The organism is Desulforhopalus sp. IMCC35007 (assembly GCF_005116575.1).
GTDB lineage: Bacteria > Desulfobacterota > Desulfobulbia > Desulfobulbales > Desulfocapsaceae > Desulforhopalus_A.
Window position 1 is genome coordinate 1 of record NZ_SWCN01000025.1, and the last position, 22,094, is coordinate 22,094.

Annotated in this window: 18 protein-coding genes; 7 read left to right on the plus strand and 11 right to left on the minus strand. The window is 46.1% G+C overall.

Annotated features, from left to right (window positions below):
* Positions 1-271 precede the first annotated feature (271 nt).
* Positions 272-1,006: a hypothetical protein gene (locus FCL48_RS20475; protein ID WP_136875152.1), complete on the plus strand. Its 735-nt coding sequence runs from the start codon at positions 272-274 to the stop codon at positions 1,004-1,006.
* Between the two features lie 236 nt (positions 1,007-1,242).
* Here the strand turns inward: FCL48_RS20475 and FCL48_RS20480 are convergent, their stop codons facing one another.
* The 3 genes from FCL48_RS20480 to FCL48_RS20490 all read right to left on the minus strand — a co-directional run bounded on the left by FCL48_RS20480 (position 1,243) and on the right by FCL48_RS20490 (position 3,011).
* A complete protein-coding gene (locus FCL48_RS20480) occupies positions 1,243-1,782 on the minus strand; it encodes an alpha/beta hydrolase (RefSeq protein WP_205747787.1) in 540 nt (179 codons plus the stop codon).
* A gap of 24 nt (positions 1,783-1,806) precedes the next feature.
* Entirely contained in the window at positions 1,807-2,361 is a 555-nt protein-coding gene (locus FCL48_RS20485; protein WP_136875154.1) for a YkgJ family cysteine cluster protein, read from the minus strand.
* A gap of 191 nt (positions 2,362-2,552) precedes the next feature.
* Positions 2,553-3,011 (minus strand): Hsp20/alpha crystallin family protein, encoded by a 459-nt coding sequence (locus FCL48_RS20490; protein ID WP_136875156.1) that lies wholly within the window; start codon positions 3,009-3,011, stop codon positions 2,553-2,555.
* A gap of 152 nt (positions 3,012-3,163) precedes the next feature.
* Here FCL48_RS20490 and FCL48_RS20495 point away from each other — a divergent pair, with 152 nt between their 5' ends.
* Together FCL48_RS20495 and FCL48_RS20500 are read left to right on the plus strand one after the other, a co-directional pair.
* A complete protein-coding gene (locus FCL48_RS20495) occupies positions 3,164-3,751 on the plus strand; it encodes a hypothetical protein (RefSeq protein ID WP_136875158.1) in 588 nt (195 codons plus the stop codon).
* Between the two features lie 425 nt (positions 3,752-4,176).
* Positions 4,177-6,564 (plus strand): fatty acid cis/trans isomerase, encoded by a 2,388-nt coding sequence (locus FCL48_RS20500; RefSeq protein WP_136875160.1) that lies wholly within the window; start codon positions 4,177-4,179, stop codon positions 6,562-6,564.
* A gap of 102 nt (positions 6,565-6,666) precedes the next feature.
* Here the strand turns inward: FCL48_RS20500 and FCL48_RS20505 are convergent, their stop codons facing one another.
* From FCL48_RS20505 to FCL48_RS20515, 3 genes are read right to left on the minus strand one after another with little or no spacing between them, the layout of a single operon-like run.
* Positions 6,667-9,996 carry an efflux RND transporter permease subunit gene (locus tag FCL48_RS20505; RefSeq protein ID WP_136875162.1) on the minus strand — a complete coding sequence of 1,110 codons (3,330 nt, stop codon included), beginning with the start codon at positions 9,994-9,996 and terminating at the stop codon, positions 6,667-6,669.
* Complete coding sequence (locus FCL48_RS20510) at positions 9,993-11,141, minus strand: efflux RND transporter periplasmic adaptor subunit (RefSeq protein ID WP_169309304.1); 1,149 nt, start codon at positions 11,139-11,141, stop codon at positions 9,993-9,995. Before FCL48_RS20510 ends, FCL48_RS20505 begins: the two co-directional genes overlap by 4 nt.
* Positions 11,134-11,766 carry a TetR/AcrR family transcriptional regulator gene (locus tag FCL48_RS20515; RefSeq protein WP_136875166.1) on the minus strand — a complete coding sequence of 211 codons (633 nt, stop codon included), beginning with the start codon at positions 11,764-11,766 and terminating at the stop codon, positions 11,134-11,136. The genes FCL48_RS20510 and FCL48_RS20515 overlap by 8 nt, the downstream gene beginning before the upstream one ends.
* Before the next feature lie 241 nt (positions 11,767-12,007).
* Between FCL48_RS20515 and FCL48_RS20520 the strand changes: the two genes are divergently transcribed.
* Entirely contained in the window at positions 12,008-12,757 is a 750-nt protein-coding gene (locus tag FCL48_RS20520) for a cytochrome c biogenesis CcdA family protein (protein WP_205747788.1), read from the plus strand.
* 59 nt (positions 12,758-12,816) lie between these two features.
* On the opposite strand, the gene FCL48_RS20525 is transcribed toward FCL48_RS20520, so the two are convergent.
* Together FCL48_RS20525 and dsdC are read right to left on the minus strand one after the other, a co-directional pair.
* Positions 12,817-13,941, minus strand: a complete 1,125-nt coding sequence (locus FCL48_RS20525) for a HAMP domain-containing sensor histidine kinase (protein ID WP_136875168.1) — start codon at positions 13,939-13,941, stop codon at positions 12,817-12,819.
* A 243-nt stretch (positions 13,942-14,184) separates the two neighbouring features.
* Positions 14,185-15,096: a DNA-binding transcriptional regulator DsdC gene (dsdC, locus tag FCL48_RS20530; protein WP_136875170.1), complete on the minus strand. Its 912-nt coding sequence runs from the start codon at positions 15,094-15,096 to the stop codon at positions 14,185-14,187.
* Positions 15,097-15,281: 185 nt separating this feature from the next.
* On the opposite strand from dsdC, the gene FCL48_RS20535 reads away from it, so the two are divergent.
* Together FCL48_RS20535 and FCL48_RS20540 are read left to right on the plus strand one after the other, a co-directional pair.
* Positions 15,282-16,631 (plus strand): D-serine ammonia-lyase, encoded by a 1,350-nt coding sequence (locus tag FCL48_RS20535; protein WP_136875172.1) that lies wholly within the window; start codon positions 15,282-15,284, stop codon positions 16,629-16,631.
* A gap of 93 nt (positions 16,632-16,724) precedes the next feature.
* Positions 16,725-18,059: a sodium:alanine symporter family protein gene (locus FCL48_RS20540; RefSeq protein WP_136875174.1), complete on the plus strand. Its 1,335-nt coding sequence runs from the start codon at positions 16,725-16,727 to the stop codon at positions 18,057-18,059.
* 141 nt (positions 18,060-18,200) lie between these two features.
* On the opposite strand, the gene FCL48_RS20545 is transcribed toward FCL48_RS20540, so the two are convergent.
* Complete coding sequence (locus FCL48_RS20545) at positions 18,201-18,470, minus strand: hypothetical protein (RefSeq protein WP_136875176.1); 270 nt, start codon at positions 18,468-18,470, stop codon at positions 18,201-18,203.
* A gap of 194 nt (positions 18,471-18,664) precedes the next feature.
* Here FCL48_RS20545 and FCL48_RS20550 point away from each other — a divergent pair, with 194 nt between their 5' ends.
* On the plus strand, positions 18,665-18,892 hold the full coding sequence (locus tag FCL48_RS20550) for a hypothetical protein (protein WP_136875178.1): 228 nt from the start codon (positions 18,665-18,667) through the stop codon (positions 18,890-18,892).
* 125 nt (positions 18,893-19,017) lie between these two features.
* On the opposite strand, the gene FCL48_RS20555 is transcribed toward FCL48_RS20550, so the two are convergent.
* Entirely contained in the window at positions 19,018-21,141 is a 2,124-nt protein-coding gene (locus tag FCL48_RS20555) for a Tex family protein (RefSeq protein ID WP_136875180.1), read from the minus strand.
* A gap of 166 nt (positions 21,142-21,307) precedes the next feature.
* Positions 21,308-22,093 carry a dihydropteroate synthase gene (gene folP, locus FCL48_RS20560; RefSeq protein ID WP_240744905.1) on the minus strand — a complete coding sequence of 262 codons (786 nt, stop codon included), beginning with the start codon at positions 22,091-22,093 and terminating at the stop codon, positions 21,308-21,310.
* Position 22,094: the final 1 nt, after the last annotated feature.

Here is a 22,094-nt window from a genome sequence, read left to right on the forward strand (position 1 = left end):
AATTTGCAAAAAATTATAAATAAATACAATTTGAGAGTATGACTTCAGATTATGTCTCGTCGCAAAGGGGCTATGGTTGAAAAACCGCTCTTAAACTGTACATTCAGCCCTAAAACGGGAATAGCTGATAAAATGTTAACCAGGCGCTCCAGTGGATTTGCTGAGGTCTGCGGTAGTTTGAAGTATGGTGTTATTAATTTTTTCAGTTGTATTGCAAACATGTTGCTACTAATCCGCAAACCACTGAGCTAAACGTTAAATTACTATTCCAATGATATGTGAACTTTGCGGCGCTAGTGAAGATCTTGGAAAATCTCATATAATTCCAGAATCTTTTTTCGTAGAGGCCGGATCTAAAAATGAAACTTTAATTCTGGCCACCAACAAAGAAAATGAGTTCCCCAAGAAGCGGCCCATAGGAGAGTATGATTCGGAAATATTGTGTAAGTCTTGCGAAAAAATATTTGGTGATTGGGATAATCACGGAAAGAATCTATTAATTGACGAATACAAAGCTTCAAATTCGATTGTCGAAAATGGGCAAATAATTGGACATGAAATATCACATTTTCAATATCCTAAGCTCAAACTTTTTCTGCTTTCTATGGTTTGGCGCGCCGGAGCATCGAAAAGACCTTTTTTTGATAAAGTGAAACTAGGTCCACATCAAGATAGATTGAGAGAAATGATTGTTGCGAATAATCCGGGGTCCAAAGATAAATACTCGGCTCAAGTTTTTTCTTTCCGAGGAATGCCTAATGGATACCCAATTCTCATGCCTATTCGCCTTATGAGTACCTACGGCATTAATTACTATCGGTTTTATTTGGGTGAGTTGTTTGTTGATATAAAAATAGATAGTCGGAAAACGCCTTCTGGATTTGGCATTGGAGAAATTGAAGATGGACATCCACTATTTATTGCTAGTAGGAATATTCGAGAAATGTCCGAATATAAAATATTCAAAAAAATTGCAAATTCTCCTAATAATGACAAAGTAACTTAACAAGCAACTGCAGCGGAAAAACCTACGCTGCGCTGCGGTTTTCCGCTGAGTTAAGCGTTATCGGAACCTGAAAAGATGATCTGGATTTGACCTTCTTTGGCCAAAAGATCTTTTGAAGATCCAGAGAAACCTTCTGGTTCTGGTTGAAATATCGTCGGTTGACAGCTGACACTTGTGGTACCGTTTCAGAAAACGTCCAAACGCCTGAATGTTCAGGCATCCAAAGAAAAGTTTCATCAACTCTTTTCCGTCTTAATTCCCGGTGGTGGTGTAAGGGATAAAAAATCAGTGGCACCATCTAACAACTCGTGCCAGTTCAGGCGGTCAAAGGTATTGTGCAGCATGTGGTCGTCATCACTTGTCCAGACACTCAGGTTGGAAAATGACTTTCTCGCCAGGTCCAGAACCGGATGCGGGGGAGTGACATCATCATGCCTGCCAATAAGCAGAAGGGTAGGGATTTCCATTGGTATTGCAGGTGGTGTATAACCCTCAAAATTAAGGGCAGGGGCGAGCAGGATAAGTCGCTCGACTCTCTTGGCGTTTGCCTTTGCAAAACAGCAGGCCATAAGGCCACCATAGCTTGAGCCTATAAAGGTGAGGGCGTCTTCATTACCGCAAAGTTCTGTGAGTGACTGCAGACGAGCGGTGAGTGGGCCGGTAAAGTCAGGTCGAACGATCTGCGGGAAGTTCTCCCCGAAAAAACGGCCTTTGGTTCCATTACCCGTTGATTCCAGTCCATGAAGAAAATAGATAGCCTGGCTTTTTGTCGTCATGATCTGCTCTCTGTTTTCATCCTGCTATGAGCGGGGAAGGAAGAATTCCGTCTTCAGGAAAACCCAGGCTATTGGAAAACGCCGCTGGCCAAACTCTTCTCCGACGAGTTCGACCGAGTATTGGTATAAACTGTTTTGCAGTGGTTCCAGATTGATGGTCGGATACTGAGCTTTGTTGTCAAAGCCCGACAATCCGCAGACGTGGGCTTTGCCGTCTATCATGGTTGGAGTACCGTAGGTTCTGCAGTTGACTGGCCGGACCTCGTGGCCAAGGCAGAGATTGTCTTCGCCAAGAAAGGGGCAACGGATTCTTTTGGTACTGAGTTCTGCCTGCTCTTGTATAATCTGCTCAAATTGCACCGCGGCTTTTTGAGCCTGGTCATGCTGGCTCTTTTTTATTGCCGGATGTAGTGTTAAGAAATCGGCAATATAGGCTGCCTCAATAAAGGAAACGTCGAACACCGCATGGCAGCAATCTGCGCAACCGGGTTTGCAATGCACTTGCTGGGGATGTTGCCGTTGAATATCAGCCACGGTTGTATCAACAAATTTGTAGAGTTCTTTCAGCTGTGAAAACATGTCTTTTTTGAATGTGTTTTTTGCGCAAGATAGCTTGTCTTGGATGTCTGTCTGATTTTGGAAGATCCAGCCTACTGAATATGTTCATCACAGGCAACGATTTTTATTTTTTAGCGAAAACAAAAAAAGGGTGGTGGCACAATGCCACCACCCCTGAGCAATACAACGGAATGGATTCTTACAATCGCCGATTAATTAATCGTGATTTTCTTTGCAACCTGAGTCTCAGGTTTTGATATAGTCAGCTTGAGCAGACCATTGTTAAAGTGAGCGACAATGTCATCACTTTCTACTTCGAAAGGAAGAGTGAATTTTCTTTCAAAGGTTCCATAACTTCTTTCTCTACGGTACCTCCTTTCCTCTGCGACCTCCTCGTCGTGTTTGCGGACTCCGCTGAGGGTGAGAACTTTACCCTTTACATCAACGCTGATGTCTTCTTTTTCTACGCCTGCAAGTTCAGCTTCTACTATTATCTTTTCATCTTTTTCATAGATATCCACTTTCAGGTTATGGAAGCCACCTGTGGTCAGATTGTCCTGAAACGAGCTGAAAGGGTTGAGAAAGCCATCAAAAAAACCATCAAACAGATCATTTGTTGGACGTTGTGATACTGCCATTCTACGATTTGGGTTGTAACGTACGAGGTTCATAATTTTTCTCCTTAAGTTTGATTCGTTATTTGCTGCAAAATTGATAAAGATTGTTGCTTTGTGCTGTAAATGGTAATAATTTAAAAAATGAAGTCAATAATAAAAATATTACTAAAAGTAAAAAATGTTAAAAGTAATTTAATGGTGCGAAAATGGCAGATTCCAAAAGAACCCTAATACGCTTTGAATTCAGCGAAACATCATCCGCTGACCTGCGGGGCAAACAGTCTGTACGGACAACCTTTAAAATATCTGAGGATGCTATAAACGCTCTGAGTCTTCTGGCGACACAGATGGGTATAAAGCAAAAATCGCTTTTTGATCACCTCATGGAAGATACAGAAGTGCTCCGACATATCGCAAGCCAGGCGAAAGAGTTGGATAATCCATCGAGGCGTCTTGCTAAAACCTATGTGATTTCAAGGAAAACATTAGATACCCTTGAGCGGATCTCTCTTAAGTACGGTGCCCCGAGAGACGCGCTGGTTGAGCACTCTATAGGCAGAATCCTGCCTTTGCTCTCGAGAGAAAAGGCCAAACATGAAAAGAGAAAAGAGGTCGCAGGTGATATCCAGCATTATCTGGAGATGGGCCTTTCCCTGATGGCAAAGGTGGAAGAAAATATTGGCGAGGATGACCCTGTATTTCAGGAAGTTATTTCCATGATCCGAGGTGTAAAGCACTGCAGTGAAAGTATCGATGCCATGGTGGAGCGGGGCCGGAAGATAGAAGAGTATTGAGATTGTCCGGATTAATTATTTGTAGTTTGTGCAATTTATCTGTTTCAAGTTGCCGATGTTCCTGTTTCCTGCCGGTATCGTGATATAAAGGCAAAAGAGCGGTGATTAATTCAACCTGTAAACGCTGGATGCCACCAGGCGATGCTGACAGGCAGGCACCTTCACGGTCACTATTCTTCTGTTATGTCGTTTCTACCAGTGTACTAATTTTTTGTATTGTAATATCAGGATTTTGCAGGTGTAGCCTGCTTCCCGCCCACGGGTAAAACCTAAAATACCCATAAACACCAGAATCGGACATTGGCATGATTAAATACAAAAGATGCCAAAGAAAGATTGCATGGTGTTGTCCTTTTCGTTAGTTTTTGTCTCCAGTGTTATTTTGTCAGTTAACCGACTGTAATCTTTTTGCTCTGGGGATACTTATGACTTACCGTTTGCCACTTTTACTTCTCTGTCTTCTCTTTATTGGCGGCTGTGCCGATAAAGTAATGCCCCCCGTTGTCTTTGTTCCTCCTGAAAGAACCATCGATTACCTGACGGAGGTGCGCCCGGTCCTGGTAAAACGCTGTGTGGTCTGTCACAGTTGTTATAACTCCCCCTGTCAGCTCAAACTGAGTTCCTTTGAGGGGCTTGACCGTGGTGCGACCAAGAAGGCGGTCTACAATTCCAGCCGTCTGACCACCATGGAACCAACGCGTCTGTTTATGGATGCCGGAACCACTGCACAGTGGCGGACGCGTGGTTTTCACAGTGTGACAGAAAACACGGCACCGGAAGGAGAGAATGATTCCCTTATGATGCAACTTCTCTTCCATAAAAAAGACAACCCGATGAAAGACGGTGATGAATTTTTTCCTGAAGCGGAAGATCTGACATGTCCTGAAAATGGAGTAGAGCTGGGAGCGTATCTGGATAAACACCCCAATAAAGGTATGCCCTTTGGTTTTCCTCCGCTTTCCCAGGATGATTTTGAGACCATCGCTGGCTGGCTTGCCCAGGGTGCGCATGGTCCAAGCGTAGAGCAACAGGCTGAACTTGTGGCCATACCAGAAAATGATGTGAAACAAATTGCGATCTGGGAGACATTTTTTAATCACGCTGATGCCAAGCACAAGATGACTGCCAGGTATCTATACGAACATCTTTTCCTGGCCCATATAACTTTTGATACTGGAGAAAACACCTTCTACGAACTTGTACGGTCCAGCACCCCTCCGGGGGAGCCGATTAAGGTTATCGCAACCGATCTTCCTTATGACAGTCCCGGTGAAGCACCGTTTTACTATAGAATCCGGAAAATTCACTCCACCATTGTACACAAAACCCACATGGTTTTTACCCTGAACCAGGACAAGCTGGCCCGATTCAATGAGCTCTTTATCAAGCCGGACTGGCTGGTTGAACCGAGGGTCATGGGCTATGACAAACCACTGAGTGCCAATCCCTTCAGGTTGTATGAGCAGATTCCACCACGCTCAAGGTATCAGTTTCTCCTCGACAACAATCATTATATCCTAATGACCTTTATTCGCGGTCCTGTCTGCAAGGGGCAGGTCGCCCTTAACGTAATACAAGATCATTTCTGGACCCTGTTTCTTGATCCGGATTACGATTTAAGTGTCCAGCATCCGGGCTTTTTGACAATGTATAATAAACTTCTTGAGATGCCCCTGGTTGAAAAGGACGAAATGGATCTTGCCAAGAGTGTTTTTACCCGGAAATACAGGAAAAAAGCCTCCTCATTTGTGAGAAACCGCAGTCGGTTTTATTCAATGCAGTACCGATATCGGGAGGCTGGAGCCGAGGCGATCTGGGCTGGCAATGGCCCGTCTGACACACCGCTTCTCACCGTATTTCGTCATTTTGACAGTGCTTCGGTGCTCGCCGGTCCCCTTGGCAATTTACCAAAAACCGTCTGGGTAATCGACTATCCACTTCTTGAGCGGATCTATTATTCTCTTGTTGCAGGGTTTAATGTCTATGGGACTGCCATGCACCAGCTGACGATTCGAACCTATATGGACGAACTCCGTCAGGAGGGAGAAAGCAATTTTATTGATTTCATGCCCCGGGAAAAGCGTAAAAAAATAATGCAGGAATGGTATGGAGGTCTGGATGTCTCGGGGTCTGATATCAGTTACTACCCATCTGATCTTGCTGCGGGTTTTTCCTTTACGAGCAGTGAGCCAAAACGTGAATTTGTAGAGTATCTTGTAAAAAACCACTTTAAGCCCGAACAGAATATCAACTTTGATCTGAACTATCTCCATCAGGGAGAGGAATATCCCCCTTTACCTGAAAAATATGAAACCATGGCAGATTATTTTCAAGGGTTTAAATCTGTATCAAGGCGTGGATCTTCCTTCTTTACCCACGTTCATGATCACAATGCCAACCTCGCCTACGTCCGCATTATGGTAAATGATGATCCCGCAGAGGATGTGTATATCTCTGTGGTCATAAACAGATGGCACGATGATGTGACAACACTTTTTGGTGAGGCCAGCAGGCTCAATCCAAAAAAAGACAGCGCCTCCTTTGTTCAAGGCTTTGTCGGCTCCTATCCGAATTATTTCTACGAAGTTGCCCTTGCTGATCTGCCACAGTTTTTCCAGGTACTTCAGGATTTTGATGGGAGCAAAAAGTATTTGAAGATCCTGGATACCTTTGGTGTCAACCGGGCCGATGACAGATTCTGGGAGGTCTATGATCGCTTTCAGGCCCGTTTTAATGAGGAAGATCCTGTCGGCTCCGGTCTTTTTGATCTCAACCGTTATTACTATCTGGCACGAACCCGTACTTTGGAGTAAGACCGGTTCACCTGTACTGTGAAGTACCTGGAGTAAAAAAAGGGGTTGAAGAATTTGTCTTCAACCCCTTTTTTGTGTCTGTGATGCTGGTCTGGAACAGGATTACTGTTCAGTCGTTTTTTCTTTACCCTTGATACCTGCCAGCAGTGGAAAAGGCTTCCAGTAGAGAGTTGATATCTTTCCTGAAAGTCGCTGGTAGAGACTCCCGACCCTCTCAAAGAGATAGTAGAGAGTAGGGACGACAACCAGAGTGAGAAAGGTCGCGACCACAAGGCCAAAGACCACCACAATAGCCATCGACTGCCACCACTGGCTAGATTCGCTGACCCAGGAAAATACCCCCTTATGAAAATCAAAAGAGACACCTGTGATCATCGGAATCAGTCCTAGGATTGTCGTCACTGCAGTGAGAAGGACCGGTCGAAGGCGGGTGGCACCCGCAGCGATGACTGCATCTCTGAGTTCCATTCCCCGAGTTCTCAGACGGTTGGTGTAATCGATAAGGACGATTGCATTGTTGACCACCACGCCAGCCAGGGATATGACACCAACCCCAGTCATAATGATGCCAAATGGAGATTTGAACAGGGCAAGGCCAAGAAACGCGCCCCCCAGTGAAAGAATGACCGAGGTCATAATGATAAAGGGTTGACCGACGGAGTTGAACATTGAGACCAGAATAAGAAAAATGAGCAGAAGAGCCACCATGAAGGCTTTACTGAGGAAATCCTGGGACTCCTGTTGAAATTCAAATTCGCCGGTGAAAGTGATTTTGTATCCTGCAGGCAGATGCATTTTTTTCAGGAACTCTTCGGCTTTTGCCCGGGCGACAGGGCCCGGGACTTTTGTTTCATCCACATTCGCCTTGACGGTCACCACCCGCTCGTTATTGATCCGGTTAATATCCCCCAGCCCTCCTGCAAAGGATATTTTTGCGATGGTGGAAAGCGGCACCATCTGACCTGAGGGCGTTGGCAGCATGAGTTCATGGAGGATGTCGACCATTTTACGGTCTTTCTCCGCCAGCTGAACAGTAATATCATAGTCGTCGTTGCCGTCCCTGAAAGATGATACTTCAAGGCCGTTATAGGCGCTTTTTAAAGCAAAACCGACCATGTCCGAGGTAAGACCAAACAGCGAGGCCTTCTGACGGTCGATGAGCACCTTTACCGTTGGAATCCCTTCGACAAAGTCATCACGGACGTCTTCCACGTGAGGCTGTTGACTGAGGATGTCTTTTATCTGCTGTGCTATTGTCCCAAGTACGGCAAAGTTATCACCGGCAATCTCTATATTGATCGGGGCTCCGGTTGGTGGACCTTGCTCTTCCATGGCAATGGTGATTTTTCCGCCGGGCAGATGTTTAACCCGTTTTCTGATATCTGCAACCGTATCGTGAGTCGACCTTTTTCTGTCTTCAAGATCGAGAAAGCGCACTCCCACATGGTTTGGGGTATTGGCGGCAAATGCGGAACTGCCCCCAGAAGAGACCACACCTCTCATATAAATATCACTGATGTTTTGCAGGTCGCTCGGCCCGGTGTACTCTCTGCCGTCAGGGTTATGGTAGGTCTTTGGTGCCAGTGCCTGGACAAGAGAGGTTTCTGCGGTCGTATTCCCGTCACCTTTATTCTGTCCGGCGAGGGCAAACTCAATCCGCCTGATAACCTTGTCAATGTAGTTTAAATCTGCGCCTTCGGGGATATCGACGTTGACATACATCCCTTTCGGGTCAATTTCAGGGAAAAACTCCACCGGCTTTTCAAGACCGACCACCAGAAGCCAACCCTGGAACATCAGGATAAGCATACAAAATGAACTGACGATTACCGTGAGTGGCTTGTCAAGGGCACTCCTGAGCAGGGCGCTGTACCTTTTGAGCAAGAACCCGGATATTTGAACGGGCTGTTCAACGGCATGGGTCACTTCCTCCATGGTCTTTTCGCTTGCCGGACCGGTTTGTTTGACCTTCATGAACATAGAGGCTATGGCGGGGTTAATGACGAGGGCGACAAAGAGGCTGGAGGAAAGAGTAATGATCAGGGTCAACGGCAGGTAGCTCATGAATTCTCCCATGATTCCAGGCCAGAACATCATAGGGGAGAAGGCTGCTACGGTGGTGAGGGTTGAGCCGATTACCGGGTAGGCAACTTCCGAGGTGGCCTTCATGACCGCTTCTGTCCTGCCTGCGCCCTGTTCCATGAACCGGTAGCAGTTTTCAATTATTACAATGGCATTGTCCACAAGCATGCCAAGGGCGAGAGTAAGGCTGAACAGCACCACCATGTTCAGGGTGATCCCCATGATGGAGAGAACCATAAAGGTGAGCAGCATGGAAAAGGGGATTGCCATACTGACCAGGATGGCATTGCGTATTCCCATGGCAAAAAAGATGACGATCAGAACGAGTACCAGACCTGAAAGTATATTGTTTTCAAGGTCGGCCACCATGATGTCAATATCCTTTGCCTTGTTCAGAACCTTGGTGATATCAGTTCCACCGGGCCAGCTGATCATATCCTGGTCTATGATCTTATCCACCGCCTTTGATATGGAAATGATGTTTTCACCGGAGCGTTTTTTTACCGTAATATTTACGGCCTCCCTGCCATCAAGCCTTGAAATACTGGTTTCTTCCTTAAAGCCATCCACAACCCGGGCAACATCTTTGAGATAGACCGGTTCACCGTCATGGACCGTCAGAACAAGACCATAGATCTCTTCGGGGGTTTTAAATTCACCTGGCACCTGGAGTTGAAACCGGCCATCTCCGAGGTTGATATTACCTCCGGAGGTGTTGGTGTTTTCACTTTTGACGGCCGCCTGAAGGCTGCCGATACTCAAGCCGTAGTAGGCGAGTTTTTCGGTGAAGACCTCGATTCTGATCTCTCTTTCCAGGCCTCCGGTGACTTCGACCTCCAGGACACCGGCCACCCCTTCGATATCGTCTTTTAAGTCGTCTGCAATGTCTTTGAGGCAGGGAAGACCACAGGTACCTGAAAGAGAATAAATGACAATGGGCATTTCGGAAAAATTGACCTCAAAGACAGACGGATCTTCTTCAAGGTCACTCGGAAGTTGTCCCTTTGCTTCATCCACCTTGTCTTTGACGTCCTGAATTGCCTTGTCAATATCTGTTCCGGTAACAAACTCAACGTTGATTGATGAAAGGCCTTCAGAGCTGACTGACTTAATTGTTTTTATCCCATCTAAACCTTTGATTTTTTTCTCGATTTCTATGGTGATTGCCGTTTCTATGTCGGCGGGGGAGACCCCTCGATATTCCGTTGAGATAAAAACATTGGGAATGGTAATATCAGGATCACTTTCCCGGGGGAGGGTCTTGTAGCAGTAGACCCCGAAAATAATGAGCATGAAGGCGAGGACAACCACCGACACACTCTTTTTGACGGCGGTGTCGGAAACAATCATAGCCCCATGTCCTCCATACTGTTGAGGGTTTTAATGACGTTGATTTTTTGACCGTTCTCGACGTCCCTGTGTCCTTCCACCACCAGGTTTTCACCGACAGAGAGGCCATCAATCACCTGGACCATCCAGTTTTCCATGATTCCAAGAGACACATTTTTTTTGATGGAAAGCCCATTTTCCTCAACATAGACGTACTGCTCGTCGTTTCGTGAAATCACTGAATAAAAGGGAATGACGATACTGTTTTCATGGCGGTTTTTAACAATATCCGCACGCACAAACATGCCGGGGAGTATCTCGCCTTGTGAATTGTCTATTGCCAGTTCAAGGTTATAGAGTCGTGCTGTTGTGTCGGGTGCCGGAGAGAGGAAGTGGATTTTGCCCTGGACCTTTCGATCTTCAAGGGCCTGGACGGTAAGATTGACAGTTGTAAGTTTTCTGACCGCGGTTACATCGGATTCAGGGATTCCGATTACCGCTTTAACCCTGTCGATCTCAAGGATTTCTGCAATGGGGTCGCCCATGGCAAGCTGAAGGCCGACTTTTGCGTCAAGTCTTCTGATGATACCATCCATGGGCGAGGTGACGATGGTCCTGGAGAGCATGAGTTTTGCATTATCATAGTCTGCCTTGGCGGTTTGCATTGCTGTTTTATTGGTGTCAAGCGTGGCAGTTGGAATAACCCCCTTTTCATAGATTTTCTTGTCACGCTCAAAATCGTTTCTGGCAAGTTTATAGGCCGCATCGGCCCGATCGAGAGCGATACGGTAGTCTGCATCTTCAATACGTGCCAGAACATCGCCCTTTTTCACATGACTGCCTTCTGTGACCATGACCTCGTCGATAGTACCGCCGATTTTTGCCATAAGCCTCAACCTGGTCCAGGGTTCTATTGCCCCGGGTAAGTTAATACGATCAGTAATGGTTTTCGGAGCAAGGGTTAACAGCACCGTATTGACCGGCGGCTTTTCAGGTTTAACCTCTTCAGCCTTTTTGGCGGCTATTATTTTTGTCTGCTCGGTTATGGTGTCATACAGAACAAAAATCAAGGCTATCATGATGAGGAGGACAAATCGCGGTAGATTATTCCAGATAAAGTAGACAATTTTGCCACGACTTGTATTGGGGGGAAGGGGTTTAGTCATTGTTATTACCTGTCGTATGATTTTGTGACACGGGCCGCAATCCATCGAGTGTCTGCTTGAAAAGGGTTTTCATGGCGTCTTGTATAGCAGATTTCTCAATCCTTCCACTGTACCATGCCGATATTACGAGTATATAAAGGCTGTAGAAATGGGCACAAAGATAGAGATGTTCGATGTCTTCTCTTAATTCCCCTCGCTGCTGCCCTTTTTCGAGGATGGGAAAAAGAATTTCAAAATATTTTTCGTCAAAATCAGAGGCATTATTTCTCCCCATATTGTCGGGAAACAGGGTTTCTCGTAAATAGAGTCTGCCGAACTCGGGGTTTTGGGTCACATGGTCAAATTCGGTCATAAAGATGATCAGCATCTGTTCAAGAACCGAGGATTGTTCGTTTGACTGGGCAACAAGCTGATGGTGAATTTTTTCCAGCTCATATTCGCAGAATCCTTTTATGATCGATTTTTTACTGTCAAAGTAGCTGTATATGGTCCCTTTGCCAACGCCTGCATTTTGTGCTATCTGCTCGATGGAGGTGTTGTCGTACCCTTTTTTATTGAAAAGAGAAATCGCGGCATGAAGGATTGCTCTTTTGGTTTTTTTCTTTTTCTCTTCCCGTATGGACATGGATGAATCTCCGTTAAAATTGACTGCAGTCAAAATGTATAATTATAAATGAACAGGTGGACAAGAAAAAAGTGACTGTGGTCGAAAATGTTTTAAGGTTGAGGCCACGGCAGCCCTGGGAGGTAGACAGGAAAATTACCGCAAAAATGGTAGAAATATCTGTTGTGGTGTCTTATGGTTGCATGCGAAAAGAAAATAGCGGGTAGTTTTCTGGGATAATCTAAATACAAAGGTCGTGTTGATGGAAGCGCAGGCGGAGATTAGTCAATTGTTGTCACAGGTAGCGGAGTTACTCCCGTTTGGATATGCTTTTGGGGCGGGTATGGTGTCGGCTGTGAACCCCTGCGGTTTTGCCATGCTGCCGGTCTATCTGACCCTTTATCTTGGTGCTGAAGACGATAATTTCAGAAGTCGATCCTTGTGGTATAGATTGTTCAAATCGTTCTGGATTGCGCTTGTCGTGACCGCCGGTTTTGGTTTACTTTTCGGTCTTGTGGGCATTGTTGTTTCTGCTGGGGGCTCCTTTCTTATGGGAGTTATGCCCTGGCTTGCTGTCATAGTAGGTGGTGGTCTGCTATTGCTTGGTGTCTGGATTTTTCTTGGGAATACCGTTGCCTTTCACTCTATTGCCCATCTGGCAGGAAAAATCGGTGATCCACGCCAGATGTCCGTTTTTGGTTTTTTCCTGTTTGGCCTTGCCTTTGGTGCAACCTCGCTGAGCTGCACTCTGCCAATTTTCCTCATGGTTGTCGGCAGTTCAGTTGCGGCCGGAGATTTTGCCGGTGGCCTGTTGCACTTTGTAAGCTATGTCCTTGGCATGGGCGCTATCATGCAGCTTCTGACTTTTGGCATTGCAGTGGTGAAAGAGGGAGTTGTTGTTGGCGCGCTCAGGAAGTTTCTACCTTATGTGCAGAAAATATCTGCCCTTTTCCTCATTGTCGCAGGGGGCTATATCGTCTATTACTGGCTCTCAAGCGGCTTGCTGTTTTGAATCATCTGTAAAGGTATACAGGCAGTAGATGGATTACGAGAACTGACAGGAGAGATCAGTCAGGTTATGTCTATTGCGAACCAGAATGTAGTCCCGAGCTCAGGGACGGAACTGAAGGCAACGGTACCACCGAGTATCTGTTCTCCAAAATATTTCATCGAGTAGGTACCAAGGCCTCGACCTGAGTTGTTCTTCGTGGTGAAATTTCTCTCAAAAATTCTATTGGTAACTTTTTCGTCTATAACGCTCATATTCCAGACCTTGAATGTGAGAATAGCACCTGTTTTTTCAAACCAGGTCTTTACTTCATCACCGTCTTTTGTGGCCTCCAGCGCATTTAACAGCATGTTGTGAAGAATACGCCAAAGCAGGGAGTAGTCTGTTGTGAAATCAACGTTTTCTGCCGGACACAGGGAATAGTTGATTTTCCTGCTTTTTGTTAATGGGTGGTTTGCAAAAAACAGCTGCATATCGCGGATGATATCGCGTGTGGAAACTCTTCTTAAAACTGGCTGATAACGGGTCGCGTTGTGTTGAGACAGACATCGCTGAATTGCGATTTCATCCTGTAGCATCAATGAAGCCTGGTGAATGGTCTTGGCAAGTGGTGAAGTGTTGGTTGCAATTAAAAGCTCGCTGGCCCCGACCAGTATTTGCAGCATATTGCTCACATCATGGAAAAATGTTCTCTCTAGAGCGGTTCTTTGTTGGTCTGCTGTTTTGTCCTGCAAAAAAAGTAGAATGAAAAGTTTGTTGTTGAGCCTGAGAGGGGAGGCTTTCACCGAAAAGAAAAGATCGGTACTGTGACCGTGGAGTTTGGTTGAAATAGAGCAGGTGCGTTCCTCAGAACAGCCATGTTCAAGTGCTGAAACTATTGCAACAGCAGCCCCGCAACTCGAACAATATTTTGAGGTTCCACAGCCTGCTGATTCGGCGCTGGCATGAATGCAGTGAACAGCTTCACCGGGACGTAGTCCAAACACTTCATGTGCATCTTTTATTCCGAGGACTTTTAAAAAAGCATCGTTGAGTGAAATAATCTGACGGTTTTCATCGAGTATAGCGAGCAGGCCACTTACAGACTGGAGCATTTCTGAGATAACAGCGTTATGACTGGCCATATCAATCTCAACAAGCAACTCCTGTTGAGAAGTGCGCTCAGGTGATGCGAAGTGAGTGTGCATGAACTGTTGGGTCACCAGTAAAATAGAATGAAAATACAGAGCCAGCAAGGCCTGTTTATACTGCACCTATTTGTAATATCTACTGCAGATTATGTGCAAATGCAAATAAAATTCACCAGCATGTTCGTCCGCATAATTAATGTTATCCGTATAATATGACGTTATTTTATGTGGCCGTATCCATAGAATGGGGCAAGTCATCATCTTGTGCGGGAAAGAGGCGGAGTGGAATTGCACCTGCTATTATTGTGCAGCCTCACCAAGAAGCCAATGGCGAAAGGCTGCTATTCGCGGAGCATTGGTATCCTCGTGCATAGTGACAATACAATAGGACTGATCAGCAAGTAATGTTGTGCCGATTGGGGCGACCAGGTGGCCTGCCTCGATATCCAATTGAACCAACCGGTTTCGGCCAAGGGCAACACCTATTCCTTCAGTTGCGGCAATAACCGCTGCAATATTCTGATCGAAACTGATCCCAGCTTGAACGACTAAATCAGTGAGTTTCATCTGCTCCGCCCAGAGTTTCCACTCGGAATAGTACTGTGCGTGAGGCCATGGCTGGCTGTCGTGCAACAGCAGGCAGTGCTGCAGGGCTCCCGGATTTTTCCACAGGGAGAATTGGTCGGCATACTGTCTCGAGCAGACCGGGAAAAAATACTCGTTCATGAGAAAGGTTACATTTAAATCAGGGTAGGTTCCCTTTCCGTAATAAATGGCAAGGTCGACGTGTTCTTTTTCAAAATCCACAAGATCATTACGACAGCGAAAATGTATCGTAATTCCGGGGTTTTTTTCGGTAAAGCTCTTCAGCCGGGGAGCAAGCCATTTACTCGCGAAGGTTGGAGGGCATGAAATGTTAAGGCTTCCTGTAAGTTCTTTGCTTTTTATACTTTCAACTTCATCATTTATTTCGGTGAGAGAGCCGTGAACTGTGACAAGCAGGCGCTCGCCTTTCTCCGTGAGCATAATGCGTCGTGTGAGTCGATGAAAAAGCGAAAAACCGAGAATATTCTCGAGTTTTCTAATATTTTGACTTATGGCTCCCTGGGTAATGCAGAGTTCTTCTGCTGCCTTGGAAAAGCTTTGATGCTTTGCCGTACAGATAAAAATAGGCAAAAGAGGAAGCGCCTGGCGGAGAGCAAATTGGTCCATAGATTAGTCCTTCTAATGTATCGATTTGTATTTTTCGTTTGCCGATGTTTCTCTACAATGCTAGATAGACGTTGTATACATAAATTGTTTTCTATCCTGAAAATGTAAATGAAGCTGCCGGCAGAATAAAGCTATTTCTTGTTAGTGTACATTTTATAGCGCCGTTCACTATCTGAGACAGATGAATGGGGAATAGTATTCAAGATAAGACTGTTAAAAAGTGGGTACAAGAGCAGCCGATCCTGGAGGATGTTGCTGCCCTGCGACCTGTCTTTTGGCTCAATCAAGGGCTACAACCCTTTACTGCGATTGAGCAATATCTTGCGTTTACTCTTGAAGATGTACGAGATGCTGCGTTGCGGTTAGAGCGCTTTCGCCCCTATCTGATCCAGGCGTTTCCTGAGACCATGACGGCAGCGGGAAAAATCGAATCTCCCCTGCGGCACATACCTGCCTTTCAGCATGAGGTATCAGGGAGGGGGGCGACTGTATTTGGGGATCTGTTTATTAAACTTGACAGCCATTTGCCTATTTCAGGTTCAATTAAGGCAAGAGGTGGTATATATGAAATACTCAAGCTTGCCGAAAATATTGCCGTTGAAAAAGGTTTGCTGGAGCTGACCGGCAACTATGAGGCCTTTCATTCCAGAGCTTTTGGAGAAGTATTCAGTCAATATTCAATTGTAGTTGGCTCCACAGGTAATTTAGGTCTGAGTATTGGTATTATAGGTAAAAAACTCGGCTTTAATGTTACAGTTCACATGTCGGCGGATGCCAGGCGGTGGAAAAAAGAGATGTTAAGGTCTCTTGGGGTATGTGTGGTCGAGCACAAGGCCGATTACAGTGTCGCAGTCTCCGTGGCGAGAAAAGAAGCTGGAGCTCAGCCATTTTGTCATTTTGTTGATGATGAAAAGTCCAGAGACCTTTTTTTAGGTTACGCGGTGGCAGGTGAAAGATTGAAAAATCAACTTGTTGCCCGGCATATTATCATTGATGAAGCGCATCCTCTCTTTGTTTATCTCCCCTGTGGGGTTGGCGGGGGACCCGGAGGGGTTGCCTTTGGTTTGAAACTTGCTTTTGGCGACAATGTTTACTGCTTTTTCGGGGAGCCTACGCAGGCGCCGGCTATGTTGCTGGGCCTCGTTACAGGGCTGCATGATGGGGTTTCCGCAACGGAGTTTGGTATCGAAAACACAACAGCGGCAGATGGGTTGGCGGTGAGCAGACCTTCAGGGCTTGTCAGTAGGACAATGCAGTATCTGCTTTCCGGTGCCTTCACTGTAGCAGACGATGAGATGTACCGCCTGCTTGCCCTGCTCTCAGAAACAGAGAATATCCGCCTTGAGCCTTCTGGGGTTGTTGGGGGGGCAGGTTATCTCAGAATTCCACAAATTTTTGACCTCTTACCGGTTCGCTGTAAGCAAGAGAACGTGACCCACCTTATCTGGGCCACTGGTGGCAGCATGGTACCGGATGCCGTTTGGCAGCAATATTTTACCAAAGGTAAAGAAATAATAGAGAATGAGTGTATGTAACCCTTAGGCCGGACTGCAGGCTGGAGGTTAGTTTAAGAGAGTGTCCTTAATCCATTGAGGGCATAGGCGACAATCAATATTCCAGGAGGATTTATGGAGACGTTAGATGCAATTGTGAGCAAAATAAATGCGTTTGCTTGGGGACCACCGATGCTTATTCTGCTCGTTGGTACAGGTTTTTGGCTGACTATTAATCTACGAGGTTTACAGTTTACAAAACTTGGACACGCTCTCTATCTTGCCTTGGTGAAACGCAGAGAAGAAGGGGATGAGCCTGGCGATATTACTCACTTTCAGGCATTGATGACGGCGCTTGCTGCAACGGTTGGTACCGGTAACATCGCGGGTGTTGCAACGGCTATTGCCATTGGTGGCCCTGGCGCTCTGTTCTGGATGTGGATTACAGGACTTGTTGGCATGGCAACCAAATATGCCGAGGCCATTCTGGCCGTTAAATATCGGGAAGTCGATGCGAACGGCGAGATGTGCGGTGGACCGATGTATTATATTTCCAAAGGTCTGAACATGCCTTGGCTCGGTACTGTCTTTGCGGTATTTGCCTCTGTTGCAGCTTTTGGTATTGGTAATATGGTTCAGGCCAACTCTGTGGCCGATGCGGTTGAAGCAACCTTCCACGTGCCATTCTGGGCTACCGGTGCCGTTCTTATGGTTCTTTCCGCCATCGTGATTCTCGGTGGAATTAAATCGATTGCAAAAGTGACCAGTCTTCTCGTACCAGTAATGATCGTTTTCTATGTAATTTCTGCCTGTTATATTATTTTTTCAAACATTGCAGAAGTACCGGCGGCGTTAATGTTCATTGTTAAACAGGCATTTAACCCAACTGCTGCTGTGGGTGGTTTTGCCGGCGCGACAATCATGATGGCTATTCGGTTTGGTGTTGCCCGTGGTGTTTTTTCCAACGAGTCCGGTCTTGGTAGTGCACCTATCGCCGCTGCCGCAGCTCAAACCAAACACCCAACCACCCAGGCTCTGGTGTCCATGACCCAGACTTTTATTGATACAATTGTTGTCTGTACCATGACAGGCTTAGTCTTGATTCTTACCGGCACCTGGTCTAATGGCCAGACGGGTGCAGAGCTTACGACAACGGCATTTCAGGCAGGTATGCCAGGTGGAGCTTATATCGTTACCATTGGTATCATTTTATTTGCCTATTCCACTATTCTCGGCTGGTGCTACTATGGTGAGAAATCCATCGAGTATCTCTTCGGTGTTAAATCTGTTTTACCGTACCGGGTTGTATTTGTTATCTTTATTGGTGTTGGTGCGGTGGCGAAACTGAGCCTGGTCTGGAATATTTCAGATACCCTCAACGGCCTCATGGCAATACCAAACCTTATTGGTTTGATCATGCTGACTCCAGTCGTGGTTTCTGAAACCAAAAAATATTTTGATAATAAATAGTATTGGTTCGCTTTAATCTGTTCTGAATATGAGAGGGCCTTCTTCACCCAGTGAAGAAGGCCTCTTTTTTTGCCGGGGAGACAATCCGCCTGATCACTGGATGTGGGCTAAGAATGTACTTATGTGGAGTTTGGGCTGGTCCTAATGACGATACTTCTCCAGCTTTTTGGTAAGATTGGCAACCTGACTTGATTTTTCACAATTTGAGCCCGACTTGGGGTTGCATTCAAGCAGGATTCCCATAACTCTATCTGCAGCACTGTAGCAGCCTGCATCTTCCAGCCTTGAGAGGATACTTGACATCAGCCGGCTGAATTCCTGGCACTGGGCATAGTCTGCTGTGGCGCGCTGGTGTAACGAAATCGCTTTTTCCAGGTCTTGTTTTACATCCTCAGGTATTATTTCGGCCATGTTATAGTTATCTGGTAATGTAATTATATGGTTGAAATACGGTATAAGGGGTCAGGAAATACTTGTATACTATTTAAGTAAATACTATTGTTATGTTTTGTAATTGAGCAACTGGATGCGAGCTAAAACAGTAAGTTGTTGCTGAATTAAAAGCATTCAGAAAGAAAAGAATCTCAACAGCATTGTAGAAAATTATGACAGACCATACTGAAAAACAGTGCCCTGAATGTGGGCAAAAGTTACGTTTCCCCAATAATGTTGGTGGGATAGTTATGGCCTGTCCCACTTGTGGCAAAAAGTTTCGATCGGACTTTAAGCTGGGTGGAGTGGGGAAAAATCACCCGCCCGGTCTTGCGCAGAAGATTTTTGAAATGCCATCGACTCACCTTGAGCGTCTTTACCGTTTATTCCTCAAAAGGTAGGCGATTGACTTCATAAAAGAAGTTTCTCCTCGTGTTATCACACAGCAGAAAGAAATGAGAAGCTCGTTTTTAGAGAATCGGTATCTCTCTTAAACTCTTCTTATTGTGGACAAACCCGCTATACGTTATTTTTTCAAAGACAGAGCGATCCTTTTGCGCTTATCATCGATTTCAAGCACCCGGACCATGACTTTTTGACCAAGGTGTACGACTTCTGCAGGATCTTTTACATATTTATCCGCCAGCTGACTGATATGGATGAGCCCGTCTTGTTTGATTCCGATATCGGCAAAAGCACCAAACTTTGTGATGTTGGTTATAATAGCGGGTAGACGCATACCTTCCTGAAGGTCCTCCATGCTGCGGATACCCTCCTGGAAGGAAAAATGTTCAAAGCTGCTGCGGGGATCTCGTCCGGGTTTTGCCAGTTCAGTTAAGATATCTTCAATGGTTTCAAGCCCTGTCGTCGAATCCGTATAGCGGTCTGGGTTGATTTTGCTCCTGGCATTCTCATTTTCCAGAAGATCTTTGATTGTGACACCGATGTCTTTTGCCATCCTGGTAACAAGAGAGTACCGTTCAGGATGGACTCCGCTGGCATCAAGAGGGTTGATACCATTGTGAATTCGTAGAAAGCCAGCACATTGCTCAAATGCTTTGGGGCCAAGCCTTGGAACCTTGAGGAGTTCTTTTCTCGAGGTGAAGGCTGTGATGCTGTTTCGGTAGGTGACGATATTTTCAGCAAGTGTCCTGCCAAGGCCTGCCACATGTGTAAGGAGTTCAATGCTTGCACTGTTAAGTTCTACCCCAACGCTGTTTACACAGATTAAAACGATGTCATCCAGCCTGCGTTTAAGTTCAGCCTGGTTGACATCATGTTGATACTGTCCGACCCCTATGGATTTAGGTTCAATCTTCACCAGCTCAGCTAAGGGATCTTGAAGTCTTCTGCCGATGGAGACTGAGCCACGCACAGTTATGTCGTGATCAGGGAATTCTGATCTCGCAACCGCAGAGGCCGAATATATCGAGGCTCCATCTTCATTAACCAGGGTAATAATGGGTGTAGGTGAAAGTTGCAGGGATTGGATGAATTCTTCGGTTTCTCTGCCTGCAGTTCCGTTACCGATGGCTATGGCTTCAATCTGGTGCTGCCTGACAAGCTGCCCGATTATGGTAGCCGCCTGCTCTTTCTGTTTTTGGCTCTGGCTTGGGAAAATGGTTGTATATTCGAGCAACCCTCCCTGGGCATCAAGGCACACTACCTTGCATCCTGTTCTGTACCCCGGGTCAATGGCAAGTACCCGCTTTGCCCCAAGTGGTGGTGAGAGTAGCAGCTGGCGGAGGTTTTCTCCAAAGACCTCTATGGCCTCATCGTCGGCACGGTTCTTGAGATTATTTTTGAGCTCTGTCTCCAGAGATGGAGCTAGGAGCCTTGTGTAACTGTCCTCAATGGCAGCCAAGATCTCCTGCTGCCATGGCCCGGAAGTCAGATGCTGTTTTTTGAGTACACGAAGGGCTACATCCTGAGGGGGGCGGATCGTGAGTTTGAGGACCTCCTCATTTTCTCCCCGAAACATGGCAAGAAGGCGGTGTCCAGCGGATTTGGCTGCCGGTTCCTGCCAGGAAAAATAATCCTTGAATTTATCTCCCTGTGCCTCATTTTTTTTGACCAGGTTTGAGGTAATTATTGACTGACTTGCAAATACGTTTCTCAGCATTCCCCGTGTCACAGCATTTTCGGCTATCTCTTCTGCGATAATATCCAAAGCACCTTTGAGGGCATCCTGGTCGGTTGTAACTCCCTGCTCTTCGTTTAAAAATGCAGCAAGGTCAATTGATCGAGATTTGTTGGTCTCTATATGCTTTGCCAGAGGTTCGAGCCCCCTCTGCCTTGCAAGTAAACCACGGGTCTTTCGTTTGGGGCGAAAAGGCAGATAGATGTCTTCTAATATGCTAAGGCTGGTGGCTTGTTGTAGCTTCTCACCCAGGGCCGGGGTCAATTGATTATTTTTTTCAAGGCCTTCAATAATTGAAGACCGCCTTTTTTCAAGATCTACTATTTTCTGATGACCATCACGTATTGCACTAATGGCCACTTCGTCAAGGCTACCTGTCATTTCTTTGCGGTACCGGGCGATAAAGGGCACAGTGCCGCCATCTTCAAGCAGTCTGAGGACACCATCAATCTGTTGTGTCGAAATCTGAAGTTGTTGCGAGAGTTGCTGACTGTAGTTTGCTTGTGGCATGGACGTTATGGGTAGTGATAGAAGTTAGAAAAATTAGAAAAGTTGGTGCGAAAGAGTAAGCGTTCTGAGGAGACAGGGAGAGAGGATAGCATCTTTTCCTGTCTGTAATGCACCGTAAAAGAGTAACATAGTCCGGCGTGGAAGAGCCAGCGGTGGGTATTATTACTCAGAAACCCCGCTCAAGGGCTGCCGCAACCTCTAGGGCCTGCCTGGTGGAGGCAACGTCGTGAACTCGGACCATAGCTATTTTTTTTGAGACGCAGAGTGCCGAAACTACTGCTGTTGCCAGGTCTCGATTTTTTTCATCAACGACACCGGTTATTTCACCGAGAAAACGCTTTCTGCTGTGGGCCAGAAGTAGCGGCACACCAAACTGTGAAAAGGTTTCCAGGTTTTTTAGTAGAGTAAGGTTATGACTGATGGTTTTGCCGAAGCCGATACCCGGGTCGATGATTATTCTGTTTTTGGCAACACCATGGGAGACGAGCCAGGCAATGCGCTCGTTAAAAAATGTTACCATTTCTTGAAGAATATTCTCGTAGGTCGGTTTAATCTGCATGTCGGCGGGGCTACCCTGCATGTGCATGATTATAACGGGAACCGAGGACGTTTTTACAACACTGATCATCTCCGGGTCAAGTCGCAGAGCAGAGATATCATTGATATAATTAGCTCCGGCTTCCAGAGCTTTTTGGGCAACCAGAGCTTTGGTGGTATCGATGGAGATAGGGGTAGAGTGACGTTCACGAATTGCTTGAATGACGGGAATGACTCTTAACAGTTCATCTTCAACAGAAACACTATCGGCAAAAGGACGGGTTGATTCCCCTCCTATATCAAGAATATCGACTCCCTGTGAGATGAGTTTTTCGGCCTGGGCAACAGCGGACTCTACGGTGTTGAAAAGCCCTCCATCTGAAAAAGAATCGGGCGTCACATTAAGGACGCCCATA

Coding starts and splice junctions, on each gene's coding strand:
- FCL48_RS20490 (WP_136875156.1), bottom strand. CDS start 3,011: ATGAACCTCGTACGTTACAACCCAAATCGTAGAATGGCAGTATCACAA.
- FCL48_RS20555 (WP_136875180.1), bottom strand. CDS start 21,141: ATGCCACAAGCAAACTACAGTCAGCAACTCTCGCAACAACTTCAGATT.
- FCL48_RS20480 (WP_205747787.1), bottom strand. CDS start 1,782: ATGACGACAAAAAGCCAGGCTATCTATTTTCTTCATGGACTGGAATCA.
- FCL48_RS20485 (WP_136875154.1), bottom strand. CDS start 2,361: ATGTTTTCACAGCTGAAAGAACTCTACAAATTTGTTGATACAACCGTG.
- dsdC (WP_136875170.1), bottom strand. CDS start 15,096: ATGGACCAATTTGCTCTCCGCCAGGCGCTTCCTCTTTTGCCTATTTTT.
- FCL48_RS20475 (WP_136875152.1), top strand. CDS start 272: ATGATATGTGAACTTTGCGGCGCTAGTGAAGATCTTGGAAAATCTCAT.
- FCL48_RS20510 (WP_169309304.1), bottom strand. CDS start 11,141: ATGACTAAACCCCTTCCCCCCAATACAAGTCGTGGCAAAATTGTCTAC.
- FCL48_RS20550 (WP_136875178.1), top strand. CDS start 18,665: ATGACAGACCATACTGAAAAACAGTGCCCTGAATGTGGGCAAAAGTTA.
- FCL48_RS20500 (WP_136875160.1), top strand. CDS start 4,177: ATGACTTACCGTTTGCCACTTTTACTTCTCTGTCTTCTCTTTATTGGC.
- FCL48_RS20495 (WP_136875158.1), top strand. CDS start 3,164: ATGGCAGATTCCAAAAGAACCCTAATACGCTTTGAATTCAGCGAAACA.
- FCL48_RS20515 (WP_136875166.1), bottom strand. CDS start 11,766: ATGTCCATACGGGAAGAGAAAAAGAAAAAAACCAAAAGAGCAATCCTT.
- FCL48_RS20540 (WP_136875174.1), top strand. CDS start 16,725: ATGGAGACGTTAGATGCAATTGTGAGCAAAATAAATGCGTTTGCTTGG.
- FCL48_RS20535 (WP_136875172.1), top strand. CDS start 15,282: ATGGGGAATAGTATTCAAGATAAGACTGTTAAAAAGTGGGTACAAGAG.
- FCL48_RS20505 (WP_136875162.1), bottom strand. CDS start 9,996: ATGATTGTTTCCGACACCGCCGTCAAAAAGAGTGTGTCGGTGGTTGTC.
- FCL48_RS20525 (WP_136875168.1), bottom strand. CDS start 13,941: ATGCACACTCACTTCGCATCACCTGAGCGCACTTCTCAACAGGAGTTG.
- FCL48_RS20520 (WP_205747788.1), top strand. CDS start 12,008: ATGGAAGCGCAGGCGGAGATTAGTCAATTGTTGTCACAGGTAGCGGAG.
- FCL48_RS20545 (WP_136875176.1), bottom strand. CDS start 18,470: ATGGCCGAAATAATACCTGAGGATGTAAAACAAGACCTGGAAAAAGCG.
- folP (WP_240744905.1), bottom strand. CDS start 22,093: ATGGGCGTCCTTAATGTGACGCCCGATTCTTTTTCAGATGGAGGGCTT.